The sequence below is a fragment of the Candidatus Syntrophocurvum alkaliphilum genome (assembly GCF_009734445.1).
Classification (GTDB): Bacteria; Bacillota; Syntrophomonadia; order Syntrophomonadales; family Syntrophomonadaceae; genus Syntrophocurvum; species Syntrophocurvum alkaliphilum.
This window is the reverse complement of sequence record NZ_CP046457.1, coordinates 1,128,258-1,151,904: the sequence shown is the minus strand read 5'-3', so window position 1 is coordinate 1,151,904 and position 23,647 is coordinate 1,128,258. Positions and strand designations below refer to the sequence as shown.

21 protein-coding genes and 1 other annotated feature are annotated in these 23,647 nt (G+C 31.8%); of the genes, 18 read left to right on the top strand and 3 right to left on the bottom strand.

From position 1 onward, the window contains the following. The first annotated feature begins 26 nt into the window (after positions 1-26). On the top strand, positions 27-644 hold the full coding sequence (locus tag SYNTR_RS05610) for a site-specific integrase (protein WP_156203606.1): 618 nt from the start codon (positions 27-29) through the stop codon (positions 642-644). 270 nt (positions 645-914) lie between these two features. Here the strand turns inward: SYNTR_RS05610 and SYNTR_RS05605 are convergent, their stop codons facing one another. Next, the gene (locus tag SYNTR_RS05605) at positions 915-2,906 is read right to left on the bottom strand and encodes a methyl-accepting chemotaxis protein (RefSeq protein ID WP_156203605.1); all 1,992 of its coding nucleotides are present in this window, start codon (positions 2,904-2,906) and stop codon (positions 915-917) included. A gap of 53 nt (positions 2,907-2,959) precedes the next feature. Further along, positions 2,960-3,430: a chemotaxis protein CheW gene (locus SYNTR_RS05600; RefSeq protein ID WP_156203456.1), complete on the bottom strand. Its 471-nt coding sequence runs from the start codon at positions 3,428-3,430 to the stop codon at positions 2,960-2,962. Positions 3,431-4,092: 662 nt separating this feature from the next. On the opposite strand from SYNTR_RS05600, the gene SYNTR_RS05595 reads away from it, so the two are divergent. The 9 genes from SYNTR_RS05595 to SYNTR_RS05555 all read left to right on the top strand — a co-directional run bounded on the left by SYNTR_RS05595 (position 4,093) and on the right by SYNTR_RS05555 (position 14,800). Beyond that, positions 4,093-5,565 carry a bifunctional diguanylate cyclase/phosphohydrolase gene (locus tag SYNTR_RS05595; protein WP_156203604.1) on the top strand — a complete coding sequence of 491 codons (1,473 nt, stop codon included), beginning with the start codon at positions 4,093-4,095 and terminating at the stop codon, positions 5,563-5,565. Positions 5,566-5,734: 169 nt separating this feature from the next. Continuing rightward, on the top strand, positions 5,735-5,935 hold the full coding sequence (locus SYNTR_RS05590; protein WP_156203603.1) for a hypothetical protein: 201 nt from the start codon (positions 5,735-5,737) through the stop codon (positions 5,933-5,935). 409 nt (positions 5,936-6,344) lie between these two features. Then, complete coding sequence (locus tag SYNTR_RS05585; RefSeq protein WP_156203602.1) at positions 6,345-7,502, top strand: M24 family metallopeptidase; 1,158 nt, start codon at positions 6,345-6,347, stop codon at positions 7,500-7,502. 18 nt (positions 7,503-7,520) lie between these two features. Beyond that, positions 7,521-9,041, top strand: coding sequence for a BCCT family transporter (locus SYNTR_RS05580; protein WP_197079209.1), 1,521 nt, complete (start codon positions 7,521-7,523; stop codon positions 9,039-9,041). A 19-nt stretch (positions 9,042-9,060) separates the two neighbouring features. Next, positions 9,061-9,771 (top strand): TetR/AcrR family transcriptional regulator, encoded by a 711-nt coding sequence (locus SYNTR_RS05575; protein WP_156203600.1) that lies wholly within the window; start codon positions 9,061-9,063, stop codon positions 9,769-9,771. A 411-nt stretch (positions 9,772-10,182) separates the two neighbouring features. Further along, positions 10,183-10,989: a VanW family protein gene (locus SYNTR_RS05570; protein WP_156203599.1), complete on the top strand. Its 807-nt coding sequence runs from the start codon at positions 10,183-10,185 to the stop codon at positions 10,987-10,989. Between the two features lie 483 nt (positions 10,990-11,472). Next, positions 11,473-11,991 carry a class I SAM-dependent methyltransferase gene (locus tag SYNTR_RS05565; RefSeq protein ID WP_197079208.1) on the top strand — a complete coding sequence of 173 codons (519 nt, stop codon included), beginning with the start codon at positions 11,473-11,475 and terminating at the stop codon, positions 11,989-11,991. Positions 11,992-12,307: 316 nt separating this feature from the next. Next, on the top strand, positions 12,308-13,465 hold the full coding sequence (locus SYNTR_RS05560; RefSeq protein WP_156203597.1) for a glycoside hydrolase family 130 protein: 1,158 nt from the start codon (positions 12,308-12,310) through the stop codon (positions 13,463-13,465). Positions 13,466-14,047: 582 nt separating this feature from the next. Then, on the top strand, positions 14,048-14,800 hold the full coding sequence (locus SYNTR_RS05555) for a DUF6125 family protein (protein WP_156203596.1): 753 nt from the start codon (positions 14,048-14,050) through the stop codon (positions 14,798-14,800). An 85-nt stretch (positions 14,801-14,885) separates the two neighbouring features. On the opposite strand, the gene SYNTR_RS05550 is transcribed toward SYNTR_RS05555, so the two are convergent. Beyond that, complete coding sequence (locus SYNTR_RS05550; RefSeq protein ID WP_156203595.1) at positions 14,886-16,106, bottom strand: PAS domain-containing protein; 1,221 nt, start codon at positions 16,104-16,106, stop codon at positions 14,886-14,888. A 251-nt stretch (positions 16,107-16,357) separates the two neighbouring features. Here SYNTR_RS05550 and ytxC point away from each other — a divergent pair, with 251 nt between their 5' ends. From ytxC to pheS, 8 genes are all read left to right on the top strand, one after another. Next, complete coding sequence (gene ytxC, locus SYNTR_RS05545) at positions 16,358-17,269, top strand: putative sporulation protein YtxC (RefSeq protein WP_156203594.1); 912 nt, start codon at positions 16,358-16,360, stop codon at positions 17,267-17,269. Between the two features lie 164 nt (positions 17,270-17,433). After that, complete coding sequence (locus tag SYNTR_RS05540) at positions 17,434-18,036, top strand: DUF445 domain-containing protein (RefSeq protein ID WP_156203593.1); 603 nt, start codon at positions 17,434-17,436, stop codon at positions 18,034-18,036. Between the two features lie 21 nt (positions 18,037-18,057). Continuing rightward, positions 18,058-19,965 carry a threonine--tRNA ligase gene (gene thrS, locus SYNTR_RS05535; RefSeq protein ID WP_156203592.1) on the top strand — a complete coding sequence of 636 codons (1,908 nt, stop codon included), beginning with the start codon at positions 18,058-18,060 and terminating at the stop codon, positions 19,963-19,965. A 246-nt stretch (positions 19,966-20,211) separates the two neighbouring features. After that, positions 20,212-20,745 (top strand): translation initiation factor IF-3, encoded by a 534-nt coding sequence (infC, locus tag SYNTR_RS05530; RefSeq protein ID WP_243140265.1) that lies wholly within the window; start codon positions 20,212-20,214, stop codon positions 20,743-20,745. After that, positions 20,746-20,943 (top strand): 50S ribosomal protein L35, encoded by a 198-nt coding sequence (gene rpmI / locus SYNTR_RS05525; RefSeq protein ID WP_156203590.1) that lies wholly within the window; start codon positions 20,746-20,748, stop codon positions 20,941-20,943. 18 nt (positions 20,944-20,961) lie between these two features. Continuing rightward, positions 20,962-21,318 carry a 50S ribosomal protein L20 gene (rplT, locus tag SYNTR_RS05520; RefSeq protein ID WP_156203589.1) on the top strand — a complete coding sequence of 119 codons (357 nt, stop codon included), beginning with the start codon at positions 20,962-20,964 and terminating at the stop codon, positions 21,316-21,318. A gap of 71 nt (positions 21,319-21,389) precedes the next feature. Then, positions 21,390-22,175 carry a TrmH family RNA methyltransferase gene (locus SYNTR_RS05515; protein WP_156203588.1) on the top strand — a complete coding sequence of 262 codons (786 nt, stop codon included), beginning with the start codon at positions 21,390-21,392 and terminating at the stop codon, positions 22,173-22,175. A 175-nt stretch (positions 22,176-22,350) separates the two neighbouring features. Further along, positions 22,351-22,579 (top strand) — a binding site (T-box leader). Positions 22,580-22,621: 42 nt separating this feature from the next. Beyond that, on the top strand, positions 22,622-23,644 hold the full coding sequence (gene pheS / locus SYNTR_RS05510) for a phenylalanine--tRNA ligase subunit alpha (protein ID WP_156203587.1): 1,023 nt from the start codon (positions 22,622-22,624) through the stop codon (positions 23,642-23,644). Positions 23,645-23,647: the final 3 nt, after the last annotated feature.

Genomic DNA, 23,647 nt, shown 5'->3' with positions numbered 1-23,647 from the left:
CACGTGCAAGAGCTCCACAGGACTCCTTGTTAGGTTTTAGGATACCAAAGGCAGGGAAGAAGGATAGGAACCCTTACAGTGAAGAACAGATTAGAGTTTTGCTTAAGAATTTGCAAAAGTATCGTTATGGTTTAGTAATAAGGCTTTTAGCAATAACCGGAGCAAGAGCAGGGGAAATATTAGGCTTATGTGAGGATGCTGTTAATTTTCAAAATAACAGCATAACCATTAGACGAACAATGAACCTGCAAACAGGCAGACTTAAAGAAGAGCCTAAAACATCTAATTCATATCGTACTATAACACTGGATGATGAAACAATGGAACAGTTAAGATTTTTTATTGAAAATCGTAAGAAAGAGCGTAAAGTAAGCCAGTTGCAAAAAGAAAAGAGTTTAATATTTTTGACTCAAAAGGGTAATCCAGTACGTTATAGCACTATACAAAAGACTTGGAAAAGTGTTTTGAAAAAATCAAAACTAGATTTTATTCGTATTCATGATATTCGTCATTCAGTTATTACGCTCCTGCTTACAAGAGGAAATTCAGTTATAGAAGTTGCTAGTTTAGTTGGACAAGATGTAAATACAACTACGTCTAAATATGCGCACCTTGTTAGAAAAGGTAATGCTGTTAGATATTAAAGGCTAACAGAAAGGCTAACAAAATTTTATAGATACAGGTATATTGGGAGTTTGCTATGGTGGTTATTAAGTTCAAATCTTGTACGGCCAACCATAATACAGTCTTTAAACTCCGATTATATCGGGGTTTTATTTTTTTATAAAAATTTATTTGGGCAGGCTTTAAATTTAAGAATCTGACGTCTTCTCATCCCGCTAAATACAACCACCCCCTATTTATTAAAAATTAAATAGGGGGTGTGGGGGAGTAATTATATAATAGCTTTATTTTTAATACTTAAACTGTTTAATTTGTTCTTGCATCTCTTCTGCTAATTTAGCAAGTCCTTGGGCGGCACCTGCAATCTCTTGAATTGAGGCTGTTTGCTCTTCTATGGATGCAGCCGATTCTTCTGTACCTGCTGCATTTTCTTCTGCTATAGCTGATAGACTTTGGACTACTTCGATTATCTCGTTTTTCTTGTTCTCCATTTCTACACCTGATGCATTTAGTCTTTCTATAGCTTCTTGAGTGTTTTCTATAGCCCCAGCAATACCTTCAAATTTGCCTTTGGTATCGGTTACACTAGCAGTTTGTTCATCAACTATGGTCTTAACTCCTTCTACTGTTTTTACTGCTTGGTTAGTTTTAGTTGAAAGATCATTTATTATTGTTTCTATTTCTTGTATTGAATTATTTGATTGTTCAGCTAGTTTTCTTACTTCCTCAGCAACTACAGCAAAGCCTTTACCATGTTCACCTGCTCGTGCTGCCTCAATAGCTGCATTAAGTGCAAGTAGGTTTGTCTGTTCGGCAATACTCTTTATAACTTCACTAGCTGTTTTAATTCCTTCTGCACTAGTATTAGTTTCTTGTATTACACCATATATTTCATCTGCTGCTTCATTATTTTGGTTTGCTTTAGTTACTAGAGTTTCTAGGGTTTCAAACCCTTCGTCCTTTAGTTTGTTTACTTCATCAACTGTTTGATTTACTACTTGAACATATTCTTGTTCTTCGTTAATTATATTACCTAGTTCATCAATCTTAGCCGCTCCTTGCTCGGTTCCTCTAGCTTGATCACCAGCACCTTTGGCCATTTCTTCTATACTTCTAGCTACTTCATCTGCTGTAGTAGATGTTTGGTCACTAGTTGCAGTCATCTCCTCTGAGCTTGCTGCTACTTGATCAGAAGCTTGTGAAATACTATTAATTGTATCTCGTAATGCTTCAATCAAAGTTTGGAATGCTTGAGCTAATTCACCTATTTCATCTTTTCTGTTTAGGTCTTGCTCAGGTACATCTATACTTAAATCTAAGTTAGCCATTGCTTTTGCTCGTTCTACAGTTGCACTAATTGGAACTGTTATCTGACGACCTATAAAATACGCAACTGCTAAGCCTAAAGCTACGAAAACCAAGGCTGCTAATCCTATACCGGTTTGTAAAGCACCTAAGCCTGACATTACATCACTGCGTAGAGCAGCTACACCAACACTCCATTCAGTACCTTCAACTGGTGAAAAGCCCATGTAAACTTCTCTATCATCTAAGTTAACATAACTACCAAAATCTCTTTCACCTTGTATCATTCTATTCTGTACTTCAGCTATTGGTGCTAATGCACTATCCTGTCTTGCTTCTTCTATAAAGTTTCTTTGGTCAAATATAAATTCTTCATCTGGATGAGCAATAATAGTACCATTTTCATCAATTACGTAAGCATATCCACCTTCACCAAAATCAACTTCATTAGTTATTGCACTTAAAGCCATTCCATCCATTGCTGCCATTAATACTCCAGCAATACTTTCATTTTCATCATAAATAGGGGCGGCAATAACTAATACTATCGTATTATCTACTCTACTTACTACAGGTTCTAGAACTGAATTACCCTGCATAGCTTCTTGGAAATAGCTACGGTCTTCTATTTGATCTACCTGCCCATTAGTCATTCTTATATGACCATCAGTAGTAGCTACACCCATAAAATCATAATCATTTCGCTCTGCTTCCTCGTTAAGTGCTGGATATTGTTCTTCCCAGTCCATACTTCTAACAGCATTACGATTTGCTACCCCCTCTACAATATTAGTTTGAGCTTCATGTGCTCTTGCTACTACTGCTGCTACTTGGTCAGCCAACTCGGGCAAATTTTGCCTTTGGTTATCTTCTAAGGCATTAGATGCACTATTATAAGCAATTAAGCCTAAACCACCTGCAACAACTAAAAGAGTTGCTGTGATATAGACCATAATTTTTTTTCCGATACTTTTCATTGTCCATTTACCTCCAAAATTGTTCTAAAATAAGTTTAAAAATATTTTAAATTCTAACTAACTTCAATTAATTCGCTTTTTTCTAGTTTAGAAAATACGTTTTCTAATTCTAAAAGAACAATTAACCTATCCCCAATTTTTGATATGCCAGCTATGTAATCACTGCTAATACTACTTATTACATCATTAGTGTTTTCAATACTATCAGCAGGCAATTTCAAAACCTCGGAAACCGCATCAACTATTATTCCTATGTAAGTACCTTCTAAATCACAAACAATGATTCTTGATTGTTCAGTTTGTGCACTCTCTGTAATAAAGAAACGCTTCTTTAGGTCAATTATTGGTATAATATTTCCTCTTAAGTTAACTATTCCTTCAACAAATTCGGGGGCTTCGGGGATTTTTGTTATTGCTAATAACCGGTTAATTTCTTGTACTGACTCAATTGGCACACCGAACTCAATTTGGTCTTCCTCTATAAATAGAGTAAAAACTACTACTTGTAATTCTTGCTGACTCATTTATTAACCCTCCTTTCTAAGTTGTTTTTAAATTCCTTATGAAACATTTCATTTTTTGGATTTATAATTAAGCACTAGAAATAAGGTTTAATAAAAACCAATTAGTTCCTATATTAAAAACATTAATTAATTACTATATTTAACTAGGTATTTATTCCCATGTTAAAAATTTATTTTCAACATTTTTAGCTAAAATCCTCTATGTAAAATGCCTGAAATTCCGACATTTAGGAATTGTTTTTTGAAACTAAATTCTGTTTATTATTGGGAAATGCGTTGTTTTATAGGCAATGCCATGACTACTACAAAAAAATACAATTTAAAAATTTAATCGCAAAATGTAGAAAATTAATTTTTCATAAAAGGAGGGACTATTGGTTAAGTGTAGAAAAACATTAAGACATGTGGAAAATGTAGGTATTTATGCTTAAAAGGATATATTTAAATACTAATTTAAGAATTTTAAGATTATATGTCCTATTAATAAGGCTGATAATGCTGCTGATTCTGTTTGTAATAATTACATGAATTGAATATCAATTTAGGATGTTTAGGTCTATTAAATGTATTTAAGGTTCATTATTTAGTAAAAAAGCAAACAATAGTTTGCTGAAATGATTAAAGAGGTATAATACTTAGAAATTTGTAAGTGAGGCCTAAGTATGGAAAACAGATATAACTTTAAAAAATGTAGAGTAAAAAAAACTGCTAACCACCCACATTTACTAGCAAATAAGTTTAGTATATTAACTAAAAATGTTGGGGCATTTATTTTTATAGTTCAAGAAGGAAAATTTGTCTATGTTAATCCAGCCTTTGAAGTGATTACAGGTTATAGTGCACAAGAACTCTACCAAAAACATCTTTGGGAAATTATCGAGGAGGACAACAGAGAACTTGTAAAGCAAAGGGTAATTAGTAGAGAAAAAGGTGAAAATGTACCAGTTAATTATGAATTTAAACTCTTAAATAAAAAAGGGGAAGTTAGATGGATTGATTATAGTAGTACGGTCATTACTTATATTGGTAAACCTGCTATATTGGGTTCGGGTATAGATATAACCACAAGCAAGAATATGGAGGAAATGTTGCACCTAGAGCAAGAGAAATTAGCCTATCTAGAAATACACGATACTCTAACACATCTATACAATTGGAATTATTTTAGAAAGCAATTAGAAAATACGGATAAGATTAATGAAAACAATTCAGCTATAATAGTTTGTGATTTAGATGGTTTAAAACTAGCAAATGATACCCTAGGATATAGCGCGGGTGATACATTATTAAGAGATGTAGCTAAAATATTAAGGTCTAGCTGTCCACCTCGAGCTATAATTGCTAGAACTAATGGTAGCGAATTTGCAACACTAATAAGAGATATAAGACAGGAAAAATTAAGAACTATTATTGAAAACATATATAAACAGGTGAGTTTTTATAATAAAAAAAATAATACATTATCTCTTAGCTTATCTATTGGCTTTGCTTATAAACAAAACCCTAACCAAAGCTTGACAGAAGTAATGCAGGAAGCAAATCAGCTTATGTATAGAGAAAAACTATTACACAAACAAAGTTCTAGAAGTGGCTTAGTTGATATAATGATGAAAGCCTTGGAAGTTCGTGATTATATAACTGAAGGGCATACAGATCGTTTGCAAGAGATAGTAGAAAAAATAGCTAAAGCTATAAATATGCCGGAAAACAGGATGAATGACTTAAGTCTTTTGGCTCTTTTTCATGATATTGGTAAAGTGGGAATAGCTGATTCTATTCTATTTAAGCCTGACAAATTAAGCGATGCAGAAATGGAAGAGATGAAGAAACATAGTAATATAGGTTATCACATTGCTAAGTCCACGAGTGAGTTAGCTCATATAGCTGACTGGATATTAAAACATCATGAAAAATGGGATGGTAGTGGTTATCCCTTAGGACTTAAAGGAGAAGAAATACCAATAGAGTGTAGGATACTTACAATTGCCGATGCTTACGATGCTATGAGTAATGATAGACCTTATCGAAAGGCTATGACGCAAGAAGAAATAATTGAGGAATTTAAAAACTGCAGTGGCAAGCAATTTGATCCCGAATTATTAAAAGTGTTTTTTGACAAATATTTATTGATTTAATCTGGGGTAAAAATTGTAGTAAAAACTTATAATGGAGTATTAATATGGCTAACGCTAAAAAACTTACTATAAACCTGAGACAAATTATGGTAACCTTAACCCTTCCGTATATTTTAAATAGAAAATAAAATAAACAAAAAAGTATTAATGCATAGGGAGTAATTACCAAATGAACAAAAAATGTGATAGACATACTAACATGGAAAACGAAAATAACTTAATAACTAATGAAGAATACAGAGAAATCCAAAAAGAATTCAATAAAATATCTTCTTTAAGCAGTAAAAGTATTTTTTATCGAAATATGGCATATGCATGTTGGGTAATTGGAATTTTTTCAATTATATTAGCTATAACTATTTTGATTTAAGACCCTAATTACTAATGCGTTCATATTTTCCGTTAAACACAAGAAGAATACATACATAACTCTTACCTAATTAAGAAGATGGGGCACTATTAGAGTAGTAATCTGAGTGCCTAATGAGGTTTTATCAAGGATAGAGGGGAAATTTAACCCCTCTATTTTTTTATCTCTGGGAAAATTGAAGTATTAAACTACCTAGTTTTTTAAAAAAAGAGATTTTAATTATCGTGTAAAAAGTTATGAGGCATTATATAGAGTCATATTATAGAAAGTGCCATATATATCTTAAAAATTCTTTAATATATAACAATATTCCACAAGGAGCTTGCTTATTATGGAGTGGATATATCCTCCAAATCATGATAACGTGTTCATTATATGAACGCGTTCACAAAAAGTGAGGGAGATGAATATGCAAACAGTTAAAAAAGAGTATGTTGAAAAACGATTAAATGATCTAAGGAAACGGATGAGTGAGAATGGCATTGATTTTTTAATTATTTGGGACCCTGATAATCAGTACTACCTTAGTGGTTTTCGAGCAATTTCTTATTCTCGACCTATAATATTACTTGTGTATCCAGATAAAACTCAGTATATTATTCCTGCGCTAGAAGAGGACCATGCCCGTGAGAATGCTAAAGTTGATGATTTTTTTGTATATCATGAGAAATATTCAAATAGCTACCTAGATACAACGTTCCATCAACCGCTAGAGCGAATTATTGATAAATTAGCTAAAGACAAAGTACTAGGACTTGAACTAAATACAGTGCCTGCATCGTTATATAAGGAGTTGCAAATTAACGGATTTAATATTAAAGATATTAGTCATGAGCTTATTGAAATGCGTGCTATTAAAGATGAAGAGGAAATATACTGGTTAGATCAAGCTGGATTTTTATCAGATATTGCATTAGATGCGTCTTTTGCAAATTTAAAAGTAGGTATGAGTGAATTGGAATTTGACTCAAATGGTGATCGCAAATTATTAGAAATTGCCTCTAAAAAATACCCAGATAACATAGTTGGTTATGAAAATTGGACATGTTCTGGAATAAAGCGAAGTACTATGCCTCATTTGTATTCTAGTACAAGGAAGTTTGAGAAAAATGATGTTGTGATACACAGTCGTCAGGTTTGGATTAACGGTTATCGTGCAGAAAATGAGCGTACTTTTTTAATAGGTAAACCTCATGAGGAACAAAAGAAATGTTTACAGTTAGCAATTGAAGCCCAAAGAATAGGTATGGAAGCAGTTAAACCAGGGGTAAAAGCAAAAGATGTGGACATTGCATCATTTAATGCTATAAAAAATGCAGGTTATGCTGATTTTGTACAGCATAGAATTGGCCATGGTTTGGGATTGACCGAACACGAAGAGCCTTATCTTCGCTTTGATAATGAGATAGTTCTTAAAGAGGGGATGGTTTATACTATTGAGCCTGGAATTTATATTCCAAGTGTTGGTGGTTTTCGCCACTCAGATACGGTAATAGTTACTAAAGACGGGTGCAGAAGCATCACAAAATACCCTCGGGAATTAATAGATTTATTGTTTGATATCTAGTAGGAGGTTTTAATAATAATGTATAATAAAATTGATAAGACAATTTTTTGGCCATCATTAATAATTGTGATTTTATCAACTTTGGCCTTGGTGGTTTTTAGAGATACAGCTGGACCAGTTATTGAAGGCTTAATGACTGGGATTAATACTAATTTGGATTGGGCCTTTGAATTTTTAACTATTGGTTTATTTATTATTTTGCTTTGGTTAATTTTTGGACCTTATGGAAAAGTAAAACTGGGCAAGGAAAATGAGCACCCCGAATTCTCGCGATTTAGTTGGGGTGGAATGCTATTTTGTGCTAGTATGGGAACAAGTATTATGTTTTGGTCAATTGTTGAACCCCTGTACTATTATACTGGACCCCCGTTTGGTATTGAAGCAAGCTCTCTAGGTGCTGCCGATTACGCATTAAGTTATGGCCTATTTCACTGGGGAATTTCAGCATGGGCTTTATATGCCCTTCCTGCTGTTGTAATCGCATATAACTTTTTTGTGAGAAGAAATACTTCCCTTAGAATCAGTACTTCCTGTAGCGGGGTGTTAGGAAAACATACTAACGGATTATTGGGAAAAACTATAGATATTTTAGTTATTTGTAGCATGATTGGAGGTTTGGGAACATCGTTGGGTTTGGGTGTTCCCATGGTAGCTGCAGTCATGGGAGAAGTTTTTGGATTGGAACCTAATTTGGGTCTAAATATATTTATTATTCTTCTTTGGACAGTTATATTTACATCTAGTGCCTACCTAGGATTGTATAAAGGAATTAAAAAACTCAGCGATTTGAATATTTATCTAGCGTTAGGCTTGGCAGTGTTTGTAATTATAATGGGTCCAACACTATTTATACTTTCGTACTTTACAAATAGTATGGGTATTATGTTGGATAATTTCTTAAGAATGAGTTTGTATACAGATCCCATTTTTATGAGTGGTTTTCCCCAAGATTGGACAGTCTTTTATTGGGCGTGGTTTGCCGCAACAGCTCCATTTATAGGGATCTTTGTTGCTCGTATTTCCAAAGGAAGATCCATAAGAGAGCTTGTTTCAAATGTGCTATTATGGGGATCTCTTGGCAGTTGGTTGTATTTTGCCGTATTTGGTGGTTATGCTATGAACTTAGAATTAACAGGACAAGTACCTTTGACTGAAATCTTATATGATCAGGGAGGACAAGCGGTAATTGTAGCAGTTCTCAATTCGTTGCCATTGGCACCGTTAGTTCTAACATTTTTTTTAGTACTAGGCTTTATTTTCTTAGCAACTTCGTTAGACTCTGCTAGTTATGTTATTGCCAGTATAGCTACATCTGACCTCAAAGTAGACGAGGAACCTGCAAGATGGCACCGTCTATTGTGGGGTCTAATGCTTGCAATCATGTCAATTGGATTAACTGTTGTAGGTGGGCTTACAGTCGTACAAACATCTTCTGTATTAGTATCAGTACCTGTGCTGATAATGTATATTTTACTAGCTCTATCCTTAATAAAATGGCTTAAGCAAAGTGATGATAAACATGTATATATAAGTAAATAGTGAAGGTGTGTTTAAAAGAGTGAAAGACAATCGGAAAGAATTGCAAAGGGAACGAATGTATAGGTATTTTATCGATGCAACAGCAGAAGTAATTGAAAATGAAGGTATAGAAAAAGTGAGCATTAGAAAAATTGCAGATAAAGCAGGGTATACTAGTTCCACTGTCTATAATTATTTTCAAGAGTTTTCACATTTGATATATTTTGCTGCGATGAGATTTATGAAAGATTATATAGATGAATTGCCTGATTATATGAACCGAGGTTCAAATACTGTTGAAAAATGGCTCTACAGTTGGGAATGTTTTTGTAAACATTCTTTTGAAAAACCTCAAATATATTCTATTATTTTTATTGATAATTTAGGAACAGTGCCAGAGGACCTGTTAAAAGATTACTATAAAATATATGAAAAAGATTTAACGAGATTGTCTAAAAATTTACAAGATATAGTGTTACAACATACTTTTTCTAAAAGAAGTGCGCTTTATCTTCAACAAGCAATAGAAGAGGGTTTTATTACATCAGAAGATGTTGATTTTATTTCAGAAATCACATTACTGATTTGGACAGGAATGATGACAACATTTATGAACAATAGGAGAAAAATTTCACCAGAAAAAGCCACTGAGCAAACACTTTACTATGTACGTGAAAGTTTAATGAAGGTAATTACTCCTGAAAAGAAAAAGGATATTAACATGCAACTAAATAATAGCAAGACTAATTGAGATGTCTTAGGTTCCGTGTAATGGCGACACTTAAAAAAAAGTTGGTCATTTTGTCGTACGGTTAGGGGATCTCCAGGAGAAACTTTAAGGACTGTTTAAGGACACTCTACAAAAGATTAATGAAACAAGTAATAGTCTTAATGTTAAATGACTATTACTTGTTTTTTATTCAAAAAAACTATAAAGAATAAGTATTCTTTGTAGAAATACAAGTGAAAATTATTGCAAAACTAAAAAGAATATAATCAAAATGTAAAAAGTAAGTTTGACAAGGAAAAAAATATAGATTTATATGGTAATAAAATAATAGAATTTAGAGATAAATTAGTAATTGTAGCTAGAGATAGCCTATATATAGTAGGGGTATCTATGGTATTCTATAAGGTTTTTACAGAAGGGTGGGGGAGTAAAATGAAATCATTAAAACCCATAAAACGAAGTGCTTTAAGAATATATTTAGGTAAAAAATATTATAGATTGAAGCGTTATATAAAATGGTATACAAATAGAAAAAAATATGCTAACAAAAAAGAAAGTATGCCTTTACCTTATATAATCTCTTCTCACAAAACCCCTTTACTTAGAGAACTCAAAGGTGTTGATATGTGGTTACAGCACAATAAAATTATTAATCTCAAAATAGCGTCAAATAAATTGAATAAAGTAATTATAAAACCAGGAGAAACTTTTTCTTATTGGCGTTTAATTGGTAATCCTACAAAAAGAAAAGGATATGTAGAAGGGATGGAATTATTTTTTGGAACAGTTACAGTTGCTGTAGGAGGCGGATTATGTCAATTATCTAATTTAATATATTGGATTACTCTACATTCACCTTTAACTGTTTCAGAAAGATATCGCCATAGCTATGATGTTTTCCCTGACTCTAACAGAAGTCAACCATTCGGAAGTGGTGCTACATGTGCATATAACTATTTAGACTTACAAATTAAAAATGAAACAGATAAAAATTATCAGCTTATTATTTATTTAACAGATACCGATTTAGTTGGAGAATGGAGATCAGACATGCCTGCAACAAGAATTTATCAGGTTTATGAAAAAGATCATTGGATAACACAAGAATTTTGGGGTGGTTATATTAGGCATAACACAATCCATAGGAAAGTTTTTAATATTGAAAATGAACTTATAACTGATGAGTTTATTACTGAAAACTGCGCTATAATGATGTATGATCCTATGTTGACAGATTAAATTATAATATTGCAACTTTAATGAAGTGATAAACAGGGAAGTACTCAATATTTAGTTTCTTTATACGGCCCACCATTTTAAAGCCTATCAATCGGGGTTTTAAATTCCAATTTGTCTTTTTCTGAAATGGCTTTCTGATGGTGCCAGTTTTGGTGTCAAAGATTATAGCTTAACAGTGCTTTACTAAAACTTTCTTAAATGTGTTTTATTAACAATAAACAGTACAGAAAAAATAATGAAAAAACAAATAATGGTTAATAATTATAGTTATATAATTTTAATCTTTAATTTACTAGTTTTTTATATGTTTTTACTGCTTGACACGCATATCAAAATTAATGATATTTTATAGTAGAGTATTTAATATTTTTAATGAAAAATTAATCACTCAATATTTTTTTATTAATAAATAATTAGTTAGGGGGTAAACTTATCAAGAAACGTAGATTAAATTATTTCGAAGCGATAATAAAGGATAAGTATGTGGCATCAATAATACCAACATCTAAATTTGGTATTAAACACGTTTGTGAAAAAATCGATTTTTCAAATTGTAAGTTAATAGTTGAATATGGACCTGCTACAGGGGTATTTTCAGATTTTTTATTAAAGCATATGCCTGATGACGCTAATCTTATATTAATAGAAAGAAATCCTGATTTTGCAAAAACACTACAAGAATCATTTGATGATAAAAGAGTTATGGTATTTAATGATAGTGCAGAAAATATATCTGATATTATGCATAAATATACAGATAAGTCTGCAAATTATATAATTTCAGGTATTCCTTTTTCATTTTTTCCATCGTCACTAACAGATGAAATTATTGCTAAATCGTATGAAGCATTGTTACCTGAGGGCAAATTCTTAGCCTATCAAACCTTTTTTCAAAAAAATGCTCATCTAAAAGACTATTTAGATAAATATTTTGAAAATGTTACTCATGCATATGAACCGCTTAACATACCGCCAATGAGAATATACGAAGCAGTTAAATAACGAAACGGGTTATGGTAATTAAATAGACTAATAAGAGGATATTATGATCATATATCCTCTATTTTTGTGTATATTAGATAACTGGAATGATTTGTAATTATATGATAGCTGCAGGTTAGGTGCTTTAGATGGTTAAAAAAATAAGAGTGTGAGGTAATTAAATATTTACGAAATAGATGAAACAGGTAGTCAATAATAATGTATCTCAAAAAATTAGATAAGAGTACCTAGTTGATATTGGTGGTGAATTTCAATTTGCCAATTTGCACAATATACTATTGTAGTAATTATTCTGTAAATGTAAAGGAGAAGTGAAATGGGCTGCGTGGGAGCACATGTTGAGTTAAATGGATTTGAGGGAACAGTAACAATTAATGAACCAGTTTTACGTTACTCTGGTAACCCAATATTAACATGCCATGATGTCAATAAAGTCTGGGGTAATGATTGTCGTTTATATACATACACAGTACACAATGCAGGAGTGGCAAAAGTAACAGGTGCGAATGGTAATAATCAAACAATAATGCTTTTTCGTTCCCACATTGCTGATGGTCGTAGTGTAATAGGAAAAGCTTTAAGCGATAATGGTGTAAATGGTTGGATAGTTGACCCCAAACCATTTTTATTACCTGCGATAGAAAATGATATATATGCTGAAGGTGTTAATATAAAATCAGTTATTGAATCCGAGGCTGGTGGTGTGGAAGATATTAGGGTTAACCCTATTGGGAGCGAATTATATGTATTGACTTATAGTGCATACCACGAAAAAATTCCTGATAGAGTCAAGGTTATGATGGCCATAACCAAAGACTTTAAGACTGTTATTCGCTATGGCCCAATATCCGAGCAGGATATGCGTAATGTTGTTATATTTCCTGAACCTGATAAAAATGAAACATGGAGAGCCTTGCTTCGTCCAAATGACAAAGACAGGGAGGTTAAAGGCTCCGGTCACATAGGTGGCTCATTTGGGGAAATATGCGTAGGTTTTGCGCCAAGTCCTACCGGACCATGGGAAATCGGTAGTGTAATCATGAGAAGTGGTCACGGACCAAGTGCATACCAAGCAAAAATCGGACCAGGTAGTCCACCTATAAAGACTCCATATGGGTGGTTGAATATATTTCATGGTGTGCGTTCAACCATGGCTGGCAACCCATATACCTTAGGCGTGGCATTCCATGATCTTGAAGAACCAACAAATCCAAGTAAACTTCGAGTTAGTGCCAAACCGTTATTAATGCCTAGTGTAAGTGATTGTTTAGTAAGAGAGACTGATTATGTCCATGTTCCTAATGTAGTATTCAGTTGTGGTGCATTAACTGGCAAGGACGGTACAGTAGCTATATATTATGGTGGCAATGATACAGTCATGAATGTCGGGCTGACAAATATACAAATTTTAAATGAGATGTGTAATATCTTCCGCCTGAACCCATTAACAGGGGAACATTTATATTCTCTATGAGCATACTGTAATCATAACCTGTTCAAATTTTAAATCAATAAGGAGACCCTCTCCAATTTTGTGAGGGTATTTTTTTTATTAACATATTACCATCTACAATAACCCCTGTTTTTTGCACTTGATATAGCAAACATTGCAGGATATTCATTAAAATTGAGCTTATAAATCGGGATTTTTTAATTCCGATTTTTCTTTTTTAAAAAATAAGTATTAACAAAAAAAATTTAAATATAAATATAGAAAATAATTAAATCCACCCCTTGACAACAAATAACAATGATGGTAATATTTAACACATAACATTTGTTGTTTTTCAAGCTTCTTTTAAGATTCTCAAATTATACTTGGCTGGTAAAAACCGGCCTTTTTTTTTGCAAATAAAATCCATGAAGTTAACTCCATTTTTTACCTAAGAATTTCATACCATTAATTTTTAGCCTAAAATAAGAATATAAAAATATATTGCCATAATTTACGTTTTTTACAAGATGTATTATACTATAAATAAGCATTTGAAGTAATATTTGGAAATACAATGTAATAGGTATTATTAAAATGTAAATTATTGGGGGAGGGGTTTAGATGGATAATAAGGTAATGAGACCTGAGGAGTTAGAACAGAAGGATTTAGCTAGGCTTGTAATCGATATGTTTCATCGGATAACTACACATCATGTTCTTTGGTTTAAAGAGGTTGAGCATCAAAAAGGATTTGATAAGGCTTTAGAAATTTTAGATGTAGCTTATAGTAAAAGTTATAGTATTCAGTTGAAGCGACTATCAAAGGTTTTAAATTTTGAAGTTGAGGAGGGTATACCAAAACCATTACTAGAGATGCCACGGGAAAAACTTATTGAATTAATTGATGCTCTTGGTGTTAATTGGTTAGCTAATGATGGGGTATGGTTCCAATCTGTTGAGTTTTCAACTGATATGTATGATGCAAAGCGTTGTAATGATACATGTTGGACACGTTTTTCTCCTTTTGAAGCCTGGAGTATTAAAAGGTTTTTAAACTTACCAGAGAAAGCAGGTATAGAGGGGTTAAAACAAGCATTACAATTTAGACTTTACTCTCGGGTAAATGTTCAATCTATAATTGATGAATCTGAAAATGCTATTGTATTTCAAATGAATGACTGTAGAGTTCAATCAGCCCGTAAAAGACAGGGATTAGATGATTATCCTTGCAAATCTGCTGGAGTAGTAGAATACACTAATTTTGCGAAGCAAGTTGATTCACGAATAAAAACTGAATGTATAGGATGTCCTCCTGATGAACATCCAGATGAATGGTTCTGTGCTTGGCGTTTTACTTTAGAGGAAGAAAAATAAATTTTTTCTTAAAAGGTTATTTAAATACACAAAAGTTATAGATTAACTTTTGTGTATTTTTGTTTTTAAAATTATAAGGAATTCATTATAAATGAGTGGTTTCTGTAGTTACTTCAACAATACTAGTAATATTTTTCATTTCATCAAAAATAGGGTAAGCTTTTATAAAAAAACTTCTATTATCAGGTGTATAAATTTCAGTTGAATTTGTTTTACCATTTTTAATAGCATATTCAACTGGACAGTTTTCACAAGGGGTTTTACGCTGATGCCAAATTTCATAACATTTTTTATTAATAAGATCTTCTGGTTTTAGTTTAACAGAGGCTGCTGCAGCTTCATTAGCCCATATAATAGTGTGATCAGTATTTTGTAAAAGAACATGATCTGATATAGCACTTAAAATTATTGATTTTATGATTTCATCTTTTCTAAAGTTAGTTATGTCTTGTATGGTGCCAACAATTTTAGTAGCTCTACCATTACTAACTCTTTGAGTTGCTTTTCCTCTAGCTAAAATCCATTTCCATTGATCCGGTGATATATTAACACGATATCGTGTCTCGTAATATTTTGAATCATCATTAACATGCTCATTAAATGCTTTTAAAACATAATCTTTATCCTCATCATGTAAATTAAAAGCCCATTCGTCATAGGTTATATAACCTTTTTCCCATAAGTGGCTATATCCTAGTATTTGTGAAGCTTTTTCATTAATAAAAAAGCTATGTGATTTTATATCATATTCCCATAGTCCAATATTTGCTCCCCAAAGTGCTGTTTCTAAATATTTTAGTTCTCTTTCACTAGCTATGGTTTTTTCTTTGAGTTTAATTTGATAAAATTCTAATTCTTGGTTCATTGCTTCTATTTGTTGGTAGGAAGCTTTTAATTCTTCGTATTCATTTAATGTAATTAATTCTGCTTTTTTGGAAAGTGATATATCTGTAATAAGTAAAATTGTGCTTTGTTCTTCAGGCCAATTAACTGAGTATCTTTCAATAGAAATTAAAAATTCTGTATCGTCTTTTGTTTTTAATGTCTCTTCCTTATAGTATTTATTGGTTAAAAAATCTCTGTAATCATAGAAATTATCAAAATAGGTAGTTAAACTAGTGTTAGTAAAACTAGAAATATCAGATAATTTAAAGTTTAGTAATTCTTTATAAGTATAGCCTGATCTATTTGTAAAAGAGTTGTTACATGTTAAAAAATCACCTTTTATAGTATAAATAGCAACAGGAAGGTTTAGTTGAAAAATTATTTCGCTAAATAAATTTTTAATTTCTTGTGTGTTAACCAATCCTTATACCCCCAATAAAAATTTACCATGCCCTATTGTAACAAAATATGACATATTAGTTAATGGTTTTTATGTATTTTTGTGAAAAAAATAATTAATTATTAAGTTATAGATTAAAGGTTAATTTGGTATTAAATCAAAAAAATTCATTTATTTTTAAAACCTATTCCATATTTTAATGGTTTTAAAGCTGAATAATGAAAAAATGCTAAACATATAATAAACTAACCTTTCATTAGGAGGTCAATTTTATGACTTATAAATTAAAAATTATAACTGATGGTGATAGGTTATTAGACCTTTTACAAGACAATTTTTCTTGGTTACAGGAGCGTGGCTATAATTTAGGTATAAAGGTGGACAGAGAAGAAAATGCAAGCATAATAAATTTAGAATTACAAGGTTATACATTAGATCGTTATTTTAATCAAGATGATATTATTTATATATTTAAACATCAAATGTCAGAACTTTTAGCTGAATATATCGCGGAAACTTGGGAAAAGAAATTATTATGGAAGGAAATAATAAAAAATTATAAAGTTATTTCAGATCAAGATAAGCAGATTGTTTATTATAAATCACTGGAATTTTTACGATTATATAATAATAACGATAGTATAAACTTATTGCTTAACTTTAGTCGCAAAAATAAGATTGCAAATAAAATTCTTAAGTATATAGAAGATAATGATTTCTTAGTTATAGAAGGCTTTATAAATTTTTGCATGCAGGATTATTTAACAGAAATAAAGTTTGCAATTGAATTAGCTTATGAAGAGTTAAGAAATGAAAAAGAATACAATGAGTTTATTAAGCTTTTAAGATATTTTGTTGAAACTCAGCCTCCTAGAGTATTTGAAGTTAATTTATTTATGAAAGAAGATGGTCTGTTTTATTTGTGGGATGGTAATGGAGTGAAAATTGAAGAAAAATATATTGATTATTATTTAGATGATATTATTATGAATGATACTAGTTTAGATGATGTTTTAATCAGTATTTTAATTACTATTTCTCCACAAAAGATTGTTTTGCATAATACAAGTGCCATAGATTATAGTGAACCAGTGGAAATAATAAAAAAAGTTTTTAATGAAAAAATAGTTAACTGCTCTAACTGTGACCGATGTTTAAAATTAAAATCACAGATTGAACAATAGCTAATAAATATTGTACTTCTTTTGATTACTAAGTAAGATTTAGTTTGGTGATTTAATAAAATTATAGCATAATAGAAGAGTCAGGTTTGCTTACCTGACTCTCTTTATTGCGGTAAAAAACAAAATCTGGTATATTCTTAAGGAAACATAGATAGGTGATTTTAATGCAATATCAATTATTAGCTATTCCTTTGATTAGTGCATTTATAGGATATTTAACTAATGTAGTTGCTATAAAACTATTATTTTGGCCTCAAAATCCGATAAATATTTTAGGGTTAAAGATACAAGGTTTACTTCCTACAAGAAGGGCTGATATTGCAATTAAGATAGGAGAACTAGTTGAAAGTGAGCTTTTGTCTTTAAACGATGTGATAGATAGAGCAAATACACCAGAATTACAGGAAAAGTTAATAGAAAAAATAATAGATTTGATTAAACTAAGGGTAAATGCAAATTTGCCTAAATTTTTACCAACACGTATAAATAACTATATACTTGAACTTTTAGAAAAAGTAATGCGACAAGAAGCATCAAATATAATTGGACAAGTTTTTATCTCAGGTAAGGAACATTTAAATAACCAGGTTAAAATAAGTTATATAATTACAGAACGAATAAATAGTCTTGATTTGGATGATTTAGAAACACTTACAAGAGAAACGACTTCGAAAGAATTGCGATTTATAGAATTATTAGGTGGAATACTTGGTTTTTTTATTGGTGTAATACAAGTGCTAATATTAGTATTTTTTCCTATAACTTAATATAACTCAGGAGGTATTTATATGATAACTATAACCTTAAATGATGGAAGTAAACGTGAATATTCTAAAGGCACCTCTTTGAAGGAAATTGCTAAGGATATTAGTTCTAAGCTTGCTAAAAATGCTGTGGTTGCTGTATTCAATGATGAACTAATTGATCTAAATACACCTATTTTTCATGATGGTCAGCTTGAGATATTAGATTTTAGTGATGATAGGGCTAAAGAAGTATATCGACATTCTAGTGCACATGTTATGGCACAAGCTGTTAAACGATTATGGCCTGAAAGTAAACTTGCTATTGGTCCACCAATTGATAAAGGTTATTATTATGATTTTGATAGTAACCATACATTTAGCCCTGATGATTTAAATATTATAGAAAAAGAAATGAATAAAATAATTAAAGAAAACATTCCATTTATTAGAAAAGAATTATCTAAACAAGAAGCTATAAAATTTTTCAAAGAATGCAATGAAGATTATAAGGTTGAGTTGATAGAAGAATTGCCTGAAGATGAAGTAATAAGTATATATGAACAAAGTGAGTTTGTAGATTTATGTGCAGGACCACATGTACCAACAACTGGCAAATTAAAAGCAATAAAGCTTATGAACCTTGCTGGAGCTTATTGGCGTGGTGATGAGCAAAGGAAAATGCTGCAAAGAATATATGGTACATCTTTCCCTAAAAAGGAAATGCTAGATGATCATTTATTTAAGCTTGAAGAAGCCAAAAAGCGTGATCATAGAAAATTAGGAAAAGAATTAGGACTATTTGTTGTATTAGAAGAAGGGCCTGGCTTTCCATTTTTCTTACCTAAGGGTATGATTTTAAGAAATGAGCTAGAAAAATTTTGGCGTGATGAACACGAAAAAGCAGGATATGAAGAAATACGTACTCCTATTATATTAAATCGTGAATTATGGGAAAAGTCTGGACATTGGGATCACTATAAAGAAAATATGTACTTCACCAATATAGATGATAATGATTTTGCCATTAAACCTATGAACTGTCCAGGTGGAATTCTTGTATATAAGCAGAACCTTTATAGCTATAAGGATTTACCTTTAAGAACAGGTGAAATGGGTTTAGTTCATAGACATGAAAAATCAGGTGTTCTTCATGGGTTAATGAGGGTACGTGCATTTACACAAGATGATGCTCATATTTTTATGCTACCAAATCAAATTATAGATGAAATCAAAGCTGTTATTGATATTATAGATCATTTCTATAGTTTGTTTGGTTTTCCATATCATGTAGAACTATCTACTCGCCCTGAAGATTCCATGGGTTCTGATGAGATTTGGGATTTTGCAATTGGTTCTTTAAGACAAGCATTGGATGAGAAGGGTATTGACTATAAGGTAAATGAAGGTGATGGTGCTTTTTATGGGCCTAAAATAGATTTTCATCTTCAAGATTCTCTCGATAGAACATGGCAATGTGGAACTATCCAATTAGATTTTCAATTTCCAGAAAAATTTGATTTAACATATGTTGGTGAAGATGGAGAAAGACACAGACCAGTTATGATTCACCGTGTTGTATATGGTAGTATTGAAAGATTTATAGGAATACTTACAGAGCATTATGGTGGAGCATTTCCTACATGGTTAGCACCTGTACAAGCTAGAATTTTACCTATTACTGATAAACATCATGATTATGCCCAGAAAGTCTACGAAGAACTTAAAGCAGAAGGCATTAGGGTGGAAGTTGATAGCAGAAGTGAGAAAACTGGATATAAAATAAGGGAAGGTCAGCTTATGAAAATTCCTTATTTACTAATTGTGGGAGATAAAGAAATAGAATCAGAAGCTGTTGCGGTAAGAAAGCGTAAAGAAGGAGATTTAGGAGCTATTAACATAAAAGAGTTTAAGGCTAGGATTAAAGATGAGATAGCAAATAAAACATCATAGTATTAACTATTATAGAAAAAATTCAATCAGCATTGCATGGCAGGACCATTTGTGCTAAACTATGATTTGGAATATTAAGTAGAAGCCAGCTTCTCACCTTACTACGAAAGTTCGTAAGGTATTTCAGTAATATACAGTTGCATTATTAAATGTATAATAGATTGCAAAAGTAGTATTATTGAAATAAAAAGCGGGTTTTTACAAACTCGCTTTTTTTATTTATTAAACTCAGGAGGTGAAATTCTTATTAGTAAGGATTGGAGAGTAAATGAGGAAATTAGGGCTAAAGAGGTTAGGCTAGTCGATGAAGAAGGCCAGCAATTAGGTATTGTGCCAGTAAGAGAGGCTCAAGAAACTGCACAAAACAGGGGATTTGACTTAGTAGAGATTGCGCCGTCAGCTAACCCACCAGTATGTCGTTTAATGGATTATGGAAAACATAAATTTGAACAAAGTAAAAGAGAAAAGGAAGCTAGGAAAAAACAAAAAGTAATATCTATTAAAGAAGTAAAAATGAGACCTAATATTGATGAACATGATTTTCAAACAAAAACAAAAAATGCTCGCAAGTTTTTAAATTCTGGTGATAAAGTAAAATTTACTATTATGTTTAGAGGAAGACAAATCACTCATCCAGAAATTGGAAAACAGATATCAGAAAAGTTTGCTGAGCAATTATCTGATATATCATCTGTTGAAAAACCTCCTAAAGTTGAGGGAAGAAATATGGTAATGATTCTTGTTCCAAAACAGGATAATGTCAGTAAGGAGGCAGAATAAATGTCAAAAATGAAAAGTCATAGAGGAGCTGCAAAAAGATTTAAGAAAACCGCCAAAGGCAAGATTAAAAGATCAAAAGCTTTTGGAAGTCATCTTTTAGGACATAAACCACCTAAAAGAAAAAGAAGAATTCGTAAACCAGATTTGGTAAGTAAGGCAGAAACGAAAAAAATATATAGATTAATTCCCTATAAATAGTGACAGGAGGTAGTAATAATGCCAAGAATAAAACGAGGAGTAAGTGCTCGTAAAAGACATAAAAAAATTTTAAAAGCAGCCAAAGGTTATAGAGGAAGTAAGTCTAAACTTTTTAAAGTAGCTAATCAACAGGTGATGAAATCTGGACAATATGCCTATATTCATAGAAAGCTGAAGAAAAGAGATTTTAGAAAACTATGGATTGCTCGTATTAATGCAGCAGCCCGTGAAAATGGGACTACCTATAGCAAAATGATGCATGGTCTTAAAGTGGCTGGAATTGAGGTAAATCGTAAAATGCTATCTGAATTAGCTATTGGTGATCCTCAAGCATTTAGTGAGTTAGCTGAGGCTTCTAAAAAAGCTGCTAACTAGGAGCAATAAATAATCATTCATAAAAAGAGTATGACTAGGTCATACTCTTTTATCTATAATAAGGTGGTTACATGAAAGTAATAACATCAAAAGACAACAAAGAGATAAAGCTAGCATATAAATTACGAAACAAAAAAACTAGGCAGCAAGAAAATGCTTTTTTTATTGAAGGTAAAAAAATAGTTGAAGAAGCACTTAAAGAAACTAAATTAACTAAAAAGGTTTTTTTAATGGATGATTTAGTTGATGAATTTAGGGACTATATTTTGGAAAACCCTCAAATAGATTGGTACAATATTGATACAAATTTATTAAATCATATTTGTACTACAGAAACACCCCAAGGTATTGCTGCTATTGTGCAAAAACCAGAGTGCTCTTTAATAGATGTAATAGAAGCAAATAATATTTTTTTGTTACTTGATCAAATTGCAGATCCAGGTAATTTAGGTTCGATAATAAGAACAGCTTGGGCTATGAAAGTTGATGGAGTATTGTTAACACCTGGTAATGTAGATCCTTTCAGTCCTAAAGTCGTAAGGTCAACTATGGGAGGGATTTTTAAAATACCAGTATTTACTAATATAGGTATTCAACACTTAAGATTACTAAAAGACAAAGGTTATACTATTGCTTGTACAGATCTTAGAACTGAAAATGATTTTTATAATGTAGATTTTAACCAAAGTATGGTTGTAGTTATGGGCAGTGAAGCCAGTGGAGTAAGTAGAGAAGTTAAAGATGAATGTCAGCTTTATTTTAAAATACCAATTGATGAACAAGTTGATTCTTTGAATGTTGCTATAGCCTGTGGTATTATAATAAGTGAAACATTCAGACAGCGCAGGAATAGTTAGCCGCTCCTTGTTTTAGAAAATTTCGTATGATATAATCAACGTAAGTTTGGTTGTTCCTATACTTTAGGAGGGTACACAATATGTCAGAACAGGCAAATAACCTGTGGCGCCTTTTTGAATCATCTGGTTGTATTGTTTATTATTTATTATATAAAATGCTTATAACTCAATAATATCAAATGCAATGAACAGGATTAGTATCATAATGTGAACCATACAGGGAGACTGTATCATGGACTGTAAGTACAGTTATGGGAATGTTATGCGAATTCACCTGGGAGCAGTAGATTGAATCATAGTAGGTCGATCCGGTTGCCACCGTTAAGGTAATGAAGAGAGTTGGTGTAATGTATATTATACCAGCTAATTTGGGTGGTACCGCGGAATATACTTTCGTCCCTTTATAGGATGGAAGTTTTTTTATTTTCTGGTAAGGAGGTTTAAAAATGCTTGAAAAATTAAAAGAAATTGAGAGTTCAGTGGTAAATCGAATAAGACAAGCAGATAAACTGGATGTATTAAACGAGATAAAAGTTAAAATATTAGGTCGAAAAGGGGAAATTACTTTACTTTTAAGAGGCTTGAAAGATCTGTCCCCTGAAGAAAGAGCTCAGGTTGGTAAATCTGCAAATGATGTTAAGGCTAAATTAGAGGGGTTGCTAGATAAACGAGCTAAGGAGTTAGAGAACAAACAGCTCGAAGAGAGATTGCTTAAAGAAAAAATTGATGTAACTCTACCAGGGGTACCCGTTGCTAGTGGTAGAATACATCCGGTTACTAAAGTTACAAATGAAATTAAAGATATATTTATAAGTATGGGATTTAGTGTAGCAGAAGGACCAGAAATAGAATTAGATTACTATAACTTTGAGGCATTAAATGTTCCTAAAGATCATCCAGCTAGGGATATGCAAGATACCTTTTACATAAGTGAAGATGTATTACTTCGTACTCACACTTCACCGGTACAGGTTAGGACTATGGAAAAATTAGCACCAGAAGTGCCAGTAAAGATAATTGTGCCGGGAAAAGTGTATAGAAAAGATGATGATGCTACACACTCACCTATGTTTAATCAAATTGAAGGGTTATTAATTGATGAAAGAGTTACATTTGCAAATTTAAAAGCTACTTTAATGCTTTTTGCACAAAAGGTATTCGGTGACGATGTAAGGGTGCGTTTTAGACCTAGCTTTTTTCCATTTACTGAACCTAGTGCAGAAATGGATATTTCATGTGTTATGTGTAAAGGTGATGGATGTAGAGTTTGTTCTCAAACTGGATGGTTAGAAATTTTAGGGGCTGGCATAGTAAATCCACGAGTTCTTAAATATGGTGGTTATGATCCAGATATGGTTACAGGTTTTGCATTTGGACTTGGTATTGAAAGAATAGCTATGCTCAAATATGGTATTAATGATTTGAGACTATTTTATGATAATGATAAACGTTTTCTTACTCAGTTTTAGGAG